8 protein-coding genes, 1 tRNA gene and 2 pseudogenes are annotated in these 13,633 nt (G+C 60.7%); 2 read left to right on the forward strand and 9 right to left on the reverse strand.

The window, feature by feature from the left end:
• Positions 1-96 precede the first annotated feature (96 nt).
• On the reverse strand, positions 97-2,421 hold the full coding sequence (locus AC0V2S_RS05320; RefSeq protein WP_475508987.1) for a YgiQ family radical SAM protein: 2,325 nt from the start codon (positions 2,419-2,421) through the stop codon (positions 97-99).
• A gap of 229 nt (positions 2,422-2,650) precedes the next feature.
• Between AC0V2S_RS05320 and AC0V2S_RS05325 the strand changes: the two genes are divergently transcribed.
• Positions 2,651-4,543: a diguanylate cyclase domain-containing protein gene (locus tag AC0V2S_RS05325; protein WP_475508988.1), complete on the forward strand. Its 1,893-nt coding sequence runs from the start codon at positions 2,651-2,653 to the stop codon at positions 4,541-4,543.
• A gap of 100 nt (positions 4,544-4,643) precedes the next feature.
• On the opposite strand, the gene alr is transcribed toward AC0V2S_RS05325, so the two are convergent.
• The 8 genes and pseudogenes from alr to rnr all read right to left on the reverse strand — a co-directional run bounded on the left by alr (position 4,644) and on the right by rnr (position 13,250).
• Positions 4,644-5,720, reverse strand: a complete 1,077-nt coding sequence (gene alr / locus AC0V2S_RS05330; RefSeq protein ID WP_475508827.1) for an alanine racemase — start codon at positions 5,718-5,720, stop codon at positions 4,644-4,646.
• Positions 5,721-6,130: 410 nt separating this feature from the next.
• A pseudogene (dnaB, locus tag AC0V2S_RS05335) lies at positions 6,131-7,527 on the reverse strand (replicative DNA helicase).
• Between the two features lie 122 nt (positions 7,528-7,649).
• The gene (rplI, locus tag AC0V2S_RS05340; protein ID WP_108097884.1) at positions 7,650-8,096 is read right to left on the reverse strand and encodes a 50S ribosomal protein L9; all 447 of its coding nucleotides are present in this window, start codon (positions 8,094-8,096) and stop codon (positions 7,650-7,652) included.
• A gap of 21 nt (positions 8,097-8,117) precedes the next feature.
• A complete protein-coding gene (locus AC0V2S_RS05345; protein WP_475508828.1) occupies positions 8,118-8,993 on the reverse strand; it encodes a hypothetical protein in 876 nt (291 codons plus the stop codon).
• 36 nt (positions 8,994-9,029) lie between these two features.
• On the reverse strand, positions 9,030-9,260 hold the full coding sequence (gene rpsR, locus AC0V2S_RS05350; RefSeq protein ID WP_002551829.1) for a 30S ribosomal protein S18: 231 nt from the start codon (positions 9,258-9,260) through the stop codon (positions 9,030-9,032).
• 28 nt (positions 9,261-9,288) lie between these two features.
• A pseudogene (gene rpsF / locus AC0V2S_RS05355) lies at positions 9,289-9,713 on the reverse strand (30S ribosomal protein S6).
• A 217-nt stretch (positions 9,714-9,930) separates the two neighbouring features.
• Complete coding sequence (gene rlmB, locus AC0V2S_RS05360; protein ID WP_475508829.1) at positions 9,931-10,689, reverse strand: 23S rRNA (guanosine(2251)-2'-O)-methyltransferase RlmB; 759 nt, start codon at positions 10,687-10,689, stop codon at positions 9,931-9,933.
• Positions 10,686-13,250, reverse strand: a complete 2,565-nt coding sequence (gene rnr, locus AC0V2S_RS05365) for a ribonuclease R (protein ID WP_475508830.1) — start codon at positions 13,248-13,250, stop codon at positions 10,686-10,688. Before rnr ends, rlmB begins: the two co-directional genes overlap by 4 nt.
• Positions 13,251-13,460: 210 nt before the next feature.
• On the opposite strand from rnr, the gene AC0V2S_RS05370 reads away from it, so the two are divergent.
• A tRNA-Leu gene (locus AC0V2S_RS05370) sits at positions 13,461-13,547 on the forward strand.
• The last annotated feature ends 86 nt before the right edge of the window (positions 13,548-13,633 follow it).

Genomic DNA, 13,633 nt, shown 5'->3' on the forward strand with positions numbered 1-13,633 from the left:
AAGAGCTTCGCCAGCAAGCTGGCTCCTACGGCTTAGCGAGCGCAGCAACAAAAACGCCAGCTCGAAGGCTGGCGTTTTTGTTTACGGGCAGCGGGTTTAGCGCGGAAAAACCGGCTGACGCGCCGGCTTCTTCCCGCCCTTGCCGCCTTTCCCCTTGTTGCCCTTGGCCGCTTCGTGGCGAGCCTTGGCATCTTCCTGGTTCTTGGCGAACGCGGCGGCCTTGGCTTGCTCGCGTTTGTCCCACGGATTGCCGCCGTCGCTGGCGCGCGGTGGCAGGCCGCTGTGCTGGGTAAGGATTTTGGTGGTGGTTTCCTTGGCGACCTTATGGCTACCGGCTGGCGTCGAGTTCTTGCGACGCGCGCTCTGGTAGCTGTCGGTGGCCGGCTGGTGCAACGGAATCAGCTGGTTTTTGCCCGGCCCGATCAAGTCGCCACGGCCCATGCGCAGCAGCGCTTCACGCAGCATCGGCCAGCCTTTCGGGTCGTGATAGCGCAGGAAGGCTTTGTGCAGACGGCGCTGCTCTTCGCTCTTCACGATGGTCACGCTGTCGCTTTTGTAGGAAACCTTGCGCAGAGGGTTCTTGCCCGAGTGGTACATGGCGGTGGCGGTGGCCATCGGCGACGGGTAGAAGGCCTGCACCTGGTCGGCACGGAAGCCGTTGCCTTTGAGCCACAGGGCCAGGTTCATCATGTCTTCGTCGGTGGTGCCAGGGTGCGCGGCGATAAAGTACGGGATCAGGTACTGCTCTTTGCCCGCCTCTTTCGAGTACTTCTCGAACATGCGCTTGAACTTGTCGTAGGAGCCAATGCCCGGCTTCATCATCTGATTCAGCGGGCCTTCCTCGGTGTGTTCCGGCGCGATCTTCAGATAGCCGCCCACGTGGTGGGTCACCAGCTCCTTTACGTATTCAGGCGATTCCACGGCCAGGTCGTAACGCAGACCGGAGGCGATCAGAATTTTCTTCACGCCTGGCAGCGCGCGGGCACTGCGGTACAGCTGAATCAGGCTGGAGTGGTCGGTGTTCAGGTTCGGGCAGATGCCAGGGAACACGCACGATGGCTTGCGGCACGCGGATTCGATTTCCGGGCTCTTGCAGGCGATACGGTACATGTTGGCGGTCGGCCCGCCGAGGTCGGAAATCACCCCGGTAAAGCCTGGCACCTTGTCGCGGATTTCTTCGATTTCGCGAATGATCGACTCTTCCGAACGGTTCTGGATGATGCGGCCTTCGTGCTCGGTGATGGAGCAGAAGGTGCAGCCGCCAAAGCAGCCACGCATGATGTTTACCGAGAAACGGATCATGTCGTAGGCCGGGATTTTCTCCTTGCCATAGGCCGGGTGCGGAATGCGCTGATAGGGCATGCCGAACACGTAGTCCATCTCGTCGGTGGTCATGGGAATGGGTGGCGGGTTGAACCACACGTCCACTTCGCCATGTTTCTGCACCAGCGCGCGGGCGTTGCCGGGGTTGGTTTCCAGGTGCAGCACGCGGTTGGCGTGGGCGTACAACACCGGGTCGTTACGCACTTTTTCCATCGACGGCAGACGGATGACGGTTTTGTCGCGGGTCATGCGCGGGCTGGCCAGAATCTGCACGACTTTGGCTTCTTCCGGATCTTCAACCGGGCCCTTTTCCTGCTCGATGGCGCAGGCCTGGGTGTCTTGCGTGTTCACGTACGGGTTGATGATCTTGTCGACCTTGCCCGGCCGGTCGATACGGGTGGAGTCCACTTCGTACCAGCCCTGCGGGGTGTCACGACGGATAAACGCGGTGCCGCGCACGTCGGTGATGTCTTCGACTTTGTGGCCGAAGGCCAGACGCTGGGCCACTTCAACGATGGCGCGCTCGGCGTTGCCGTACAGCAGGATGTCGGCGCAGGCGTCGATCAGGATCGAGTTACGCACGCGGTCTTGCCAGTAGTCGTAGTGGGCGATGCGGCGCAGCGAGGCTTCGATGCCGCCGAGCACGATCGGTACGTGCTTGTAGGCTTCCTTGCAGCGCTGGCTGTACACCAGGCTCGCGCGGTCCGGGCGTTTGCCGGCCAGGCCGCCAGGCGTATAGGCGTCGTCGGAGCGGATTTTCTTGTCGGCGGTGTAGCGGTTGATCATCGAATCCATGTTGCCGGCCGCGACGCCGAAGAACAGGTTCGGCTCGCCGAGCTTCATGAAATCGTCTTTGGACTGCCAGTTCGGCTGAGCAATGATGCCGACGCGAAAGCCCTGGGCCTCAAGCAGACGGCCGATGATGGCCATGCCGAACGACGGATGATCCACGTAAGCGTCACCGGTCACGATGATGATGTCGCAGGAATCCCAGCCAAGCAGATCCATCTCTTCCCGGCTCATTGGCAGGAAGGGCGCAGGCCCGAAACACTCGGCCCAGTACTTTGGATAATCGAATAACGGCTTGGCTGCTTGCATGGGGTAACCGTATGGCAGTTGCATGGAAAATCGCGGGCGCGGAATATAGCACAAAAAATGTACAGAATCCGACCATGTCAGTCAGCTACTGCCCGATGTATGACGGGAAAAGTCTCACAATGATGTGTGATCACAATCTAATGGCATGGCTATACTCGACGCAGTTTTCATCGCCCGGCCGCAGCGCTTGGGTACAAGGAGTTTTGCGGTGCGGCTGACCATTCTGCGGATGTGCCTGTATGCCTGGCTGGCTGCGTGTTGCAGCCCGGCATTTGCGGCTGCGCCAATCGTGCTCGACAGCGACAGCAGCGGCGCGTCGCTCAATGGCCAGATCGAGCTGCTGGAAGACGTCGGCGCCAAGCTGAACGTCGCCGACATGGCCGACCCGGCCGTGCAACAGCGCTTCGTGCCGGCCAACGGCAAAGCTAGCGTCGGCCAGAGCCGCAATCCGTGGTGGATCAAAGTCTCCCTGCAACGCCATCGCGACGCGCCGCAAAACTGGTGGCTGGAAGTCGGCTCGGTCACCCAACTGAATATGCAGCTGTACCTGCCCGGCCCGCACACCAGTTGGACGCAGCGCCAGGGCGGCGAAGTGGTGAAGTACGCTGAAGGCCGCGACCACCCGTACCGGCGCATGCTGTTCAAGCTGCCGGAGCTGGGCGAAGAACCCGTGACCTTCTACCTGCGCAGCTACGACCCGGCGGGAAACTCTTTTCCGCTGAAGGTCTGGCAGCTGGATGACCTCAGCCAACTGGCCGCTACCGAGAACATCGGCCTGGGCGTGATCTACGGCATCATCACCGCCCTGCTGCTGTACAACCTGTTTATCTTCTTCAGCCTGCGCGACTCGGCCTACTTCTGGTACGTGCTGGCCACCGCCGGCGCGCTGCTGTTTATCGTCAGCATGACCGGCCACGGCTTCCAGTACCTGTGGCCGAACCACCCGGTGCCGGTGTGGCTGGACCGCATCGTGCTGCCGTCGCTCTGGGGCCTGTTCGCCTCACGCTTTACCCAGACCCTGATGCAAACCCGCCGCTACGTGCGCTGGGCCCATCACCTGCTGAACCTGGCCTGCGTGATGTATATCGTCGCCATCGCCATCGACTTCTTCGGCGACCGCGGCACGGCGGCGTGGATTATCGCCATGCTGTCGTTCACCAGCATTCCGGCGGCTCTGGGCGCGGCGTTTATCCGCTGGCGTCAGCACTACTTTCCGGCGTTTTTGTACCTGTGCGGCTATGGCCTGATTCTGGGCAGCACCGGCCTGCTGCTGATGCGCACCACCGGCGTGATTCAACCGGCGGACTGGAACGCCTACGTATTCCCGCTGGCAGTGGCGGCAGAGTCGATCCTGTTCTCCTTCGCCCTGGCCTACCGCATTCAGACGCTCAAGCAAGACCGCTCCACGGCGATGCAACAGGCCGACCGGGAAAAGACCGCGCGCCTGTCGCAGATTCAGGCCAGCGCCGACGAACTCAAACGCGCCGTAGAATTGCGCACCGCCGAATTGGCCGAAGCCAATCAGCAACTGCGCGAGCGCGAGCACGCGCTGCAACACGCCGCCTTCCACGACCCGCTTACCGATTTGCCGAACCGCCGCTACCTGATCGAGCGCGTGGAAAACGCCCTGGCCGATGCCCATCGCCGCGAGGAGTCAGTGGCCTTGCTGCTGGTGGACCTCGACCATTTCAAACCGATCAACGACCGCCACGGCCACGACGCCGGCGACCTGATGCTGCGCACCATCGGCCAGCGTTTGCGCGAGCATGTGCGCAGCAACGATATGGTGGCGCGGTTGGGTGGCGATGAATTCGCCATCGTGATCAGCGGCCCGGAAGCCGAGCAGCATGCGCAGGAAATTGCCGTGCGCCTACTGACCGAGCTGGCTCGGCCGGTGCTCTACGGCGCCAATAACCTGGCCGTGACCATCAGCATTGGCGCGGCACTCTTTCCGCAGCATGCCAAGCAGTTCGCCGGGTTGTACAAGGCCGCCGATGAAGCGCTGTACCAGGCGAAAAGCCAGGGGCGGTCGGGCTGCATCATGCGCGGGAAGGATGGTGCGTTGAGTCCGGAACAGTGTTTGTTTCTGGATGTGCTGCAGGTGCCGACGGGGTTGGTTTGATTAGATCGTAGGATGGGCGGGGCCGCCCAGGCGAGCGCAGCGAAACCCATCGTTACGCGAATCGATGGGGTTCGCCTACGGCTCTACCCATCCTACGGTTTTACGATTCGACGTAGATTCGCGGCACGCGGCCGGTCACTTTGGTCAGCAACTCATACCCAATACTGCCGCAGCGCTGCGCCAATTCATCCACGGGCAATTGGGCGCCCCACAGCTCCACCGCATCGCCCACTTGCGCACCGGCCACGTCGGTCAGGTCGATGCTGAGCATATCCATCGACACCCTCCCCGCCAGCGGCACCCGCTGCCCACGCACCACCACCTCGGTACCCGGCGGCGCATGGCGCGGATAGCCGTCGGCATAACCGCAACTCACGGTGCCGATCAGCGACGGCCGCTGCGCAACCCAGCTGGCGCCATACCCCACGCTCTCGCCCGCCGGCACTTCGCGCAGGGCAATCACTTGCCCGGTCAGGCTCATCACCGGGCGTAGGCCCAGGTCCTTGGCACTCAACTCGGCAAACGGAGTAGCGCCGTAGAGCATGATGCCGGGGCGCTGCCAGTCCATATGGGCCGCCGGAATGGTGAGCAGCGCGGCGGAGTTGGCCAGGGAACGCTGGTCGAAATCCAGATCCAGCAGGCCAAGAAATTGCTCGACCTGCTGTTCGTTCAAGTCATGCCCGCGCTCATCGGCGCAAGCAAAATGGCCGAGCAGATTCAGCTCGGCCACATTCGCCGCACCCGCCAAACGGCCATGCCATTCGCGCAGCGCAGCCTGGGAAAAACCGAGGCGGTGCATGCCACTATCGAGCTTCAACCAGACGTTCAGCGGGTGCGCCAATGTTGCTGACAACAGCGCCTCGGCCTGCGCCGGGCTGTGCAAGGCCACATCCAGATTGAGCGCCGCAGCCTGCTCGTACTCGCTGGCCTCAAAGCAGCCTTCCAGGAGCAGCAGGCGCGCCTCGGCATTTACCTCGCGCACCGCTTGCGCCTCTTCCAGGCAGCACACGGCAAACCCATCGGCATCATCCAGCGCCGCCACCACATCCAGCAGGCCGTGGCCGTAGGCATTGGCCTTGACCACGGCAAAGGCCTGACGACCCGGCGCACAGCGGTGGGCAACAGCGTAGTTATGGCGCAGGGCAGCCAGATCGATGGTGGCGACTAGAGGGCGCATGGCGAACTCGACAGCATGGAAAAAAAGGAGCGGCAGTTTAGCCCAGCACGGCGCAGAAATATCTGTGCAGGCAATAGTCCTTAAAGCTGAAAAGCATCGAGGCTAAAGCGTCTCCCACATAGGATCGCCTGCCCCTGCGGGAGAGGCTTAGGCCTCGATGAACCCAACATCGAGACCAGCCATGAGACGCGCCGACCGCCTGTTCCAGATCGTGCAATTGCTGCGCAGCAGACTTCATCGCGCCGCACTACAAGGTCTAAAAGGAACCTAATTTCGACTCACCAGATCGGTCGGAGCGCCGTCTAGGCAAGAAGCCCGGAGCGCAGGGACCGCAGTGGGCTCAAGCCCATGAGGATCACGAGCACCGCGCGACGCAGCATAGGCGGCGCTCCGGCCGATCTGGGTCGAAATTATTCGTCGTCATCAAAGTTATAACTGCCTGGCGCCAGGTTCTCGAAACGGGTGTATTTGCCGAGAAACGCCAACCGAACAAAACCGATCGGGCCGTTCCGCTGTTTGCCGAGGATGATTTCCGCCACGCCTTTGTGTTCGGTATCCGGGTGATACACCTCGTCGCGGTACACGAACATGATGACGTCGGCGTCCTGCTCGATGGCGCCCGATTCACGCAAGTCGGAGTTCACCGGGCGCTTGTTGGGGCGCTGTTCCAGGGAGCGGTTGAGCTGCGACAGGGCCACCACCGGGCAGTTGAATTCCTTGGCCAAGGCTTTCAACGAGCGGGAGATTTCAGAAATCTCGTTGGTCCGGTTGTCGCCGCTGGAGCCGGGGATCTGCATCAGTTGCAGGTAATCGATCATGATCAGGCCGACTTCGCCGTGCTCACGTACCAGGCGGCGAGTACGCGCGCGCATTTCCGAAGGGCTGATACCGGCGGTGTCGTCGATAAACAGTTTGCGGTCGTTGAGCAGGTTGACCGCCGAGGTGAGGCGCGGCCAGTCGTCATCGTCGAGCTGACCGGAACGCACCTTGGTCTGGTCGATACGGCCGAGCGAGGACAGCATACGCATCATCAGCGATTCGCCTGGCATCTCCAGCGAGTACACCAGAATCACCTTGTCGCTACGCAGTACGGCGTTCTCCACCAGGTTCATGGCGAAGGTGGTTTTACCCATCGACGGACGACCGGCGACGATGATCAGGTCGGAGGGCTGCAGGCCGCTGGTCTTGTCGTCCAGGTCGGTGAAGCCGGTGGACAGACCGGTAATGCCTTCGCCGGTGTTGAACAGCTCGTCGATACGGTCGATGGCTTTGGTCAGCAGCGCATTAACGCCCACCGGGCCACCGGTTTTCGGCCGCGCTTCGGCGATCTGGAAGATCTGCCGTTCAGCTTCATCGAGAATTTCCGAGGCCTGCCGCCCTTGCGGGTTGAAGGCACTGTCGGCGATTTCGCTGCTGATGCCGATCAGCTGGCGCAGGGTGGCGCGCTCACGCACGATCTGCGCATAGGCCTTGATGTTGGCCACCGACGGGGTGTTTTTTGCCAGCTCGCCGAGATAGGCAAGGCCGCCGGTTTGCGAGGTCTGGCCTTCCTTGTCGAGCTGCTCGGACAACGTCACCACGTCGAACGGCGAGTTGTGGTCGGCGAGCTTGGCGATAGCGCGGAAGATTAGACGGTGGTCATGGCGATAGAAGTCGCCGTCCGACACCTGGTCCAGCACCCGCTCCCAGGCGTTGTTGTCGAGCATCAAACCACCGAGCACGGCCTGTTCGGCCTCGATGGAATGCGGCGGGACTTTAGCGCGGCGGTTTGCAGGTCGAACTGTTCGGGATCGGAAATATCGTTCATGGCCACATGGAGTCAGGAGTGCAAAACAGGGAATACAGAAAGACAAAGGGCACGAACTGCGTACGCAGATCGTGCCCGATGTTAAACCGCTCGCACGCGAGGTGCTAGGCGATTGGTGTTGCTTAAGCAGCTACCACGACAACACGGACGGTAGCTTCAACGTCGGAGTGCAGGTGCACAGCAACGTCGAATTCGCCCACGTGACGGATGGTGCCGTTCGGCAGACGCACTTCAGCTTTAGCTACTTCAACGCCGGAGGCGGTCAGAGCGTCAGCGATGTCGTGAGTACCGATGGAACCGAACAGCTTGCCTTCATCACCAGCGGTGGCAGTGATGGTCACTTCCAGCTCAGCCAGTTGAGCAGCACGAGCTTCAGCCGAAGCTTTCTTCTCGGCAGCCAGTTTTTCCAGCTCTGCGCGACGCTCTTCGAACGCAGCAACGTTCGCAGCGGTAGCGGCAGTGGCTTTGCCTTGCGGCAGCAGGAAGTTACGGCCGTAACCAGCCTTAACGTTCACTTTGTCGCCCAGGTTGCCCAGATTGGCGATTTTTTCCAGCAGGATGACTTCCATTTGGGTCTTACCTCTTAACTTTTAACCTTCACCGTTCGCAGGACCAGCGCCCTTGTGGCGCGCCAGGCGTCCGCGAAAATCAATCAGACTGTCGACCACAGCCAGGATACAAATCAGGTTGCCGATTATCAGCACAGCCATGTACAGCGCCATCACCCAGAAGGTGCTGAGCCGCTTCATTTCAATCAGGCCATGGCCCAAGGCCAAACCTGCGAAAAACAGCGGCACCGTACACAGCGGAGCCAACACCGCGAAGCTGTCGCCCAGTGCCGGTGCGAACAACACACCAACCAACAGAGCCACCGCCACAGCGGGCTTCAAACGTATTGCCCGAAACTCCAGGCCGAAGCCACCAGGGTTGTACAACGCGGCTTGCCAATAACGGGCAAGCACCAGGCAAAGCACACACATCAGCTGCAATGAGGACGCTAAAAACCCGGGCAAGGCCGCAATAAGCGACGCTTGCACATCGGCGAGCTGTTCGGCGGGCATCTTCGCTTCGGCGGCATACTGCGAGAAGACTGCGCGGATAAACTCCGCCATTCCCTTCAGCATGTCTGCCGAGACCACTTCGATCACCTGCACAAACAACGCACCCAACACAACACTGGCCAGCAACACCCAGGTCCAGGAAGCGGTGACGCGTAACACCTGCGCCAACACCAGCGTGCCTGCCACCAGCATGAGGGTCGTCGGCTCGCCGACATACCACCACACCGCAGCGGGCAACAACGCCCAAACCCATACGCTAAATGCGTCGGCTGCACCGCGCCGCAACAAAATCAAAGCTGCCGCGGCAGCGCTCAACCAAATCAACAGCGGCAATGCCGCGCTACCTACCACTACGAGAGTGGCTTGCATGCGACCGCGCATGATGAACTCAGCTATGGCGCGCATGCGATTTATCCCTTACTGCGTATCGACCTTCCGGTCTCAGCGGCCGTGGCTGTCGGTGTAGGCGAGCAGGGCCAGGAAGCGGGCGCGCTTGATAGCGGTAGCCAGCTGACGCTGATAACGAGCCTTGGTACCGGTGATACGGCTTGGAACGATTTTGCCGGTTTCAGAAACATAGGCTTTCAGAGTGTTGAGATCTTTGTAGTCGATCTCCTTCACGTCTTCAGCGGTGAAACGGCAGAATTTACGACGACGGAAGAAACGTGCCATGAGATTGGCTCCTCAATAGATCCGTGGATTACTCGTCAGCGTTATCGCTGTCGCTGTTGTCGCTGTCATCGCTGTCGCCATCGATGGAATCGGCTTCAGGACGGTCACGACGCTCGCGGCGCTCGCTGCGGTTTTCTTCAGCCTTGAGCATCTCGGACTGGCCAGTTACGGCTTCGTCGCGACGGATGACCAGGTTACGGATCACGGCATCGTTGTAACGGAAGTTGTCTTCCAGCTCAGCCAGGGCTTTGCCGGTGCACTCAACGTTCAGCATCACGTAGTGAGCCTTGTGAACATTGTTGATTGCGTAGGCCAGTTGACGACGGCCCAGTCTTCCAGGCGGTGAATTTTGCCGCCGTCTTCTTCGATCAGCTTGGTGTAACGCTCAACCATGCCGCCGACTTGCTCGCTCTGGTCCGGGTGAACCAGAAAGATGATTTCGTAATGACGCATAAATGCTCCTTACGGGTTGTAGCCTGCCGCCAGGGCGGTCAGACAAGGAGTGAATGACACTGTTAGCTCACCGGACATCAGGGCACGAAAGCGCCTGCCGTCACGGCAAGGGGCGCAATTGTAGAGAAGGGGACTGGGGGGCGCAAGGCAATTGGTGATTATTTGAGCAATCGAGGACGGCGCGTTGCGCTCCGCCCTCTTGACTGCTTACCGCGTTTTATTTACCGGCTTTGGCCTTCACGCTGCGCTGGCGCAACGCTTCGAACAGGCACACACCGGTAGCGACCGACACATTGAGGCTGCTGACGCTACCGGCCATGGGCAGACGCACCAGATAGTCGCAGTGCTCACGGGTCAGGCGACGCATGCCTTTGCCTTCGGCGCCCATGATCAGAATGGTCGGGCCGGTCAGGTCTTGCTCGTACAACTCCTGCTCGGCTTCTCCGGCGGTGCCGACCACCCACAGACCGCGCTGCTGGAGTTTTTCCAGGGTGCGGGCCAAGTTGGTCACAGCCACCAGCGGGATCACCTCTGCCGCACCACACGCCACTTTGCGCACGGTGGGGTTGAGGGTCGCGGATTTGTCTTTCGGCACGATCACCGCCAGCGCACCAGCCGCATCGGCAGTGCGCAGGCACGCGCCGAGGTTGTGCGGGTCGGTGACGCCGTCGAGCACCAGCAACAGCGGATGCCCTTCGGAACGGTCGAGCAGCTCGTCGAGCATCGCCTCGCCCCACACCTGGCTCGGGCTGACTTCAGCCACCACGCCCTGGTGCACGCCTTCAACCCAGACGTCCATCTCACGACGCTCAGCCTGGCCAACGGCAATACGCGACTGCGCGGCCAACTCAAGCAACACCTGCACGCGCGGATCGTTACGGCCTTCAGCCAGCCAGATCTGCTTTACCCGCTTAGGGTGATGACGCAACAACGCCTCTACGGCATGTACGCCGTAGATCTTTTCCAACTGACTCATGCTTTACCCTTTGGCTTGCGTGCCCCGCCGCTTTTGCTCGGTGCTGCCGCCGGGCCGGCTTTTGCCGGGCCCTTGCGGTGACTGCTGGGCTTGCCGGTTTTGCTCGCGGTGCTGGCTTTGCCTTTGCTTTTCGCTTCAGCGAGCAGCGCGCTTTTCACTTCGCGGCTGCGTTTGACGTCGGTGCTGCCGGTTGCGGCTGGCGCACGGCCGCCCGCAGCATTGGCTTTCTCGGCACGCTCGCGAGCGCCGCCCTTGGTCGCCGACGTAGGCGCACGGCCTTTACGGCCAATCGGTGCGTCGATAGTGGCTTGCGCCAGTTCGAAGTCGATTTTGCGTTCGTCCAGGTCCACACGCATGACTTTGACGTCGATGCTGTCGCCCAGACGGAAGCTGCGCCCGGTGCGCTCGCCAGCCAGGCGATGGTGAACCGGGTCGAAGTGGTAGTAGTCGCCCGGCAACGCAGTGACGTGCACCAGACCTTCCACGTAGATGTCTTTGAGCTCGACGAACAGACCAAAGCCGGTCACGGCAGTGATCACACCCGGGAAGCTTTCGCCCACGCGGTCTTTCATAAACTCGCACTTGAGCCAGTTCACCACGTCTCGGGTGGCTTCGTCGGCACGGCGCTCGGACATCGAGCACTGCTCGCCCAACTGCTCCAGCGCCGCTTCGTCATACGGGTAGATGCGCGCTTTCGGAATGATCATCGCGCCGGCACGTTTGACGTGCGGGGTGTCGATCTTCGAGCGAATGACGCTGCGAATGGCACGGTGGGTCAGCAGGTCCGGGTAACGACGGATTGGCGAGGTGAAGTGGGTATACGCCTCGTAGTTCAGGCCGAAGTGGCCCTGGTTGTCAGCGCTGTACACCGCCTGGCTCAGGGAGCGCAGCATCACGGTCTGGATCAGGTGGTAATCCGGGCGCTCGCGGATATTTTCCAGCAATGCCTGGTAGTCCTTGGGCGACGGACCGTCTTTGGACTTGGCACGCTGCAGCGACAACCCGAGCTCGCCGAGGAAGGCCTTGAGTTTTTCCAGACGCTCTGGTGGCGGACCATCGTGCACGCGGTACAGCGCAGGAATTTCGTGCTTCTTGAGGAATTCGGCGGTGGCCACGTTGGCGGCCAGCATGCACTCCTCGATCAGCTTGTGCGCATCGTTGCGGGTGGTCGGACGGATCTCGGCAATCTTGCGGCCCGAGCCGAAGATGATGCGGGTTTCCTGGGTTTCAAAGTCGATGGCGCCACGCTCATGACGGGCCGCCAGCAGCACCTGGTACAGCGAATACAGCTGCTTGAGGTGCGGCACCACGTCGGCGTACTCGGTGCGCAGGGCTTTCGCCTCGGTGCTCTTCGGTTGCTCGAGGATGGTGCTGACTTTGTTGTAGGTCAGGCGCGCATGGGAGTGAATGACCGCTTCGTAGAACTGATAGTCGGTCATCTTGCCGGTCTTGGAGATGCTCATCTCGCAGACCATGGCCAGACGGTCCACGTGCGGGTTCAGCGAGCACAGACCGTTGGAAAGTTCTTCCGGCAGCATCGGCACAACGCGCTCGGGGAAGTACACCGAGTTACCGCGCACTTGCGATTCGTCATCCAGGGCCGAACCGATTTTCACGTACGACGAAACGTCGGCGATGGCGACATAGAGCTTCCAGCCGCCGGAGAAAAGGCCCCACTTGCTGGCGTTCTTTTCGCAGAACACCGCGTCGTCAAAGTCGCGGGCGTCTTCGCCGTCGATGGTTACGAAGGGCAGATGGCGCAGGTCGATGCGCTTCTCTTTGTCTTTTTCTTCCACTTCCGGCTTGAGCTTGGCGGCTTCTTTCAGCACGGCCTCGGGCCAGACGTGGGGAATGTCGTAGCTGCGCAGCGCAACGTCGATTTCCATGCCCGGCGCCATGTAGTTGCCGACCACTTCAACCACGTCGCCCTGAGGCTGAAAGCGCGGGGTTGGCCAGTGAGTGATTTTCACCTCGACGAACTGACCTTGCTTGGCGTTGGCGTTGCGGCCCGGGGTCACCAGCACTTCCTGCTGGATTTTCGGGTTATCGGCAACAACAAATCCAATGCCGCTTTCTTCGTAGTAACGGCCGACGATACTTTCGTGGGCGCGGGAAATCACTTCCACTACCGCGCCTTCACGGCGACCACGACGGTCGAGACCGGTAACGCGTGCCAGGGCACGGTCGCCATCGAACACCAGACGCATCTGCGCCGGGCTCAGAAACAGGTCGTCGCTCTTGTCGTCCGGGATGAGGAAGCCGAAGCCATCGCGGTGACCGCTGATGCGACCAAGGATCAGGTCCAGCTTGTCCACCGGCGCGTAGGTGCCACGGCGGGTGTAGATCAACTGGCCATCGCGCTCCATCGCTCTCAGGCGACGACGCAAGGCTTCCAGTTGTTCTTCAGTGGTGAGACCGAACTCTTCCACCAACTGCTCGCGGTTGGCCGGCGAACCGCGATCAGCCAGATGCTGAAGAATCAGCTCACGACTTGGGATGGGGTTTTCGTATTTTTCCGCTTCACGGGCGGCCTCGGGATCGAGGGATTGCCAATCGGCCATTAGAGAGGGTTCGCCTTATCTATATAGAGAAGTAAGTGTCATGCGCCTATTGAAGCGCGAAAACGCTATCTTGGTCTGCTCAAGTGAACGAATAAAGTTTTTTTTCACACCGGGGGTTTACAACCTCCAAGTCGGTCCGTATATTTCGCGCCCACAACGACGGCAAACGTTGTTGTAGTTGAAAGTAGTTGAGCAATCAGCGAACTCAACGCCCAGGTGGCGGAATTGGTAGACGCACTAGGTTCAGGTCCTAGCGATGGCAACATCGTGGAAGTTCGAGTCTTCTCCTGGGCACCAATTTAGACTGAGGTTCTACCAACCTCAGCAACAAAAAGACCGGCTTAGGCCGGTTTTTTTTGTGCCTGCCGTTTTTCGCAAGTCGT

The sequence above is a fragment of the Pseudomonas sp. CC11G genome, from assembly GCF_056174845.1.

Excerpts from the sequence above, each read along its gene's own strand:
- AC0V2S_RS05320 (WP_475508987.1), bottom strand. The coding sequence starts at position 2,421 with ATGCAAGCAGCCAAGCCGTTATTCGATTATCCAAAGTACTGGGCCGAG.
- AC0V2S_RS05325 (WP_475508988.1), top strand. The coding sequence starts at position 2,651 with ATGTGCCTGTATGCCTGGCTGGCTGCGTGTTGCAGCCCGGCATTTGCG.
- alr (WP_475508827.1), bottom strand. The coding sequence starts at position 5,720 with ATGCGCCCTCTAGTCGCCACCATCGATCTGGCTGCCCTGCGCCATAAC.
- rplI (WP_108097884.1), bottom strand. The coding sequence starts at position 8,096 with ATGGAAGTCATCCTGCTGGAAAAAATCGCCAATCTGGGCAACCTGGGC.
- AC0V2S_RS05345 (WP_475508828.1), bottom strand. The coding sequence starts at position 8,993 with ATGCGCGCCATAGCTGAGTTCATCATGCGCGGTCGCATGCAAGCCACT.
- rpsR (WP_002551829.1), bottom strand. The coding sequence starts at position 9,260 with ATGGCACGTTTCTTCCGTCGTCGTAAATTCTGCCGTTTCACCGCTGAA.
- rlmB (WP_475508829.1), bottom strand. The coding sequence starts at position 10,689 with ATGAGTCAGTTGGAAAAGATCTACGGCGTACATGCCGTAGAGGCGTTG.
- rnr (WP_475508830.1), bottom strand. The coding sequence starts at position 13,250 with ATGGCCGATTGGCAATCCCTCGATCCCGAGGCCGCCCGTGAAGCGGAA.